This is a genomic window from Neisseria sp. P0021.S007 (assembly GCF_051956855.1).
Genome location: NZ_JBQCXA010000180.1, coordinates 1 through 989, shown reverse-complemented (window position 1 = coordinate 989; position 989 = coordinate 1). Strand labels below are relative to the sequence as shown.

General features: G+C 51.8%; 1 protein-coding gene. It reads right to left on the bottom strand.

All coding sequences use genetic code 11. From position 1 onward, the window contains the following. A partial coding sequence (locus ACTHUR_RS12050; RefSeq protein WP_440398725.1) for an ABC transporter permease occupies positions 1-762 on the bottom strand: 762 nt, incomplete at its 3' end. Between the last annotated feature and the right edge of the window lie 227 nt (positions 763-989).

The window sequence follows — 989 nt, the reverse complement described above, 5'->3', positions numbered from 1 at the left end:
AAGCGGCACCGAACCGATGAGCGGCACGCCTATGCTCAAATGCACGATAAACCACAGCGACGACAACGCCGCCACCCAAATCACGGCGGCATTTGCCAGCACTTTGCCCATCATCAGTTCGAACGCATTGACCGGCATCACCAGCAAATGCTCGATTGTGCCGCGTTCGCGTTCGCGGATAACCGCCGCCCCCGTCAATAAAATCAGCAACATACACGACATCGAACCGATTTGCGAAGTCGGCATAAACCACGCGCTCTCGCCGTTGGGATTGTAATAAGTATTGATGACGGGGTTGATTAACTCCGGCCGTGTCACGCCGGTGAATTCGTAAATTTCGCGGTTGATAATTTGCGAAAGATAAGACGCGCCCACCCCCGCCTGCGTCATCGACGTCGCATCAACCAAAAGCTGCAAATCAGGATTGCGCCCCGCCGCCATGTCGCGCTGAAAATTGGGCGGTACTTCCAAAATAAAGGTGAACTCGCCTTTATCCATCAATTCGTCCGAATCTTCGCGCCGCACGTCCTCTACCGGTTTGAAAAACGGATGCTGCACGGCATCGCGGATACGCATGGACAAAACCGAACGGTCTTGGTCGATGATGCCGACAGTGGCGTTTTTCAAATCCGCGCCCACCTGCGCCATCTGATAAATCGTGGCGGTAAAGATATACCCAATCAGCACCATCAGCACCGGATCAGTCAGCACACTGCGGAACTCTTTGAGCATCAGGGTCAGAATGTTTTTCAGGGTACGCATGGGGATTCCTGTTGGTAGATTGCTTTCTCAAAGGCCGTCTGAAAAATTGTTCGGCTGTTTTTCAGCTTTACAGCCTCGGTTTTCCCATTAAAAATCCGGCAGCAGGTTCGCCGTGTACACACAATAGAGTCTGTTTTTCCCTAAAAAATCCGTCGAAACGCATCGGATAAAGTCAATGCTTATGGAATCGGCTACCACGCTGATTGGTCAATCCGACTCGTTTAGTC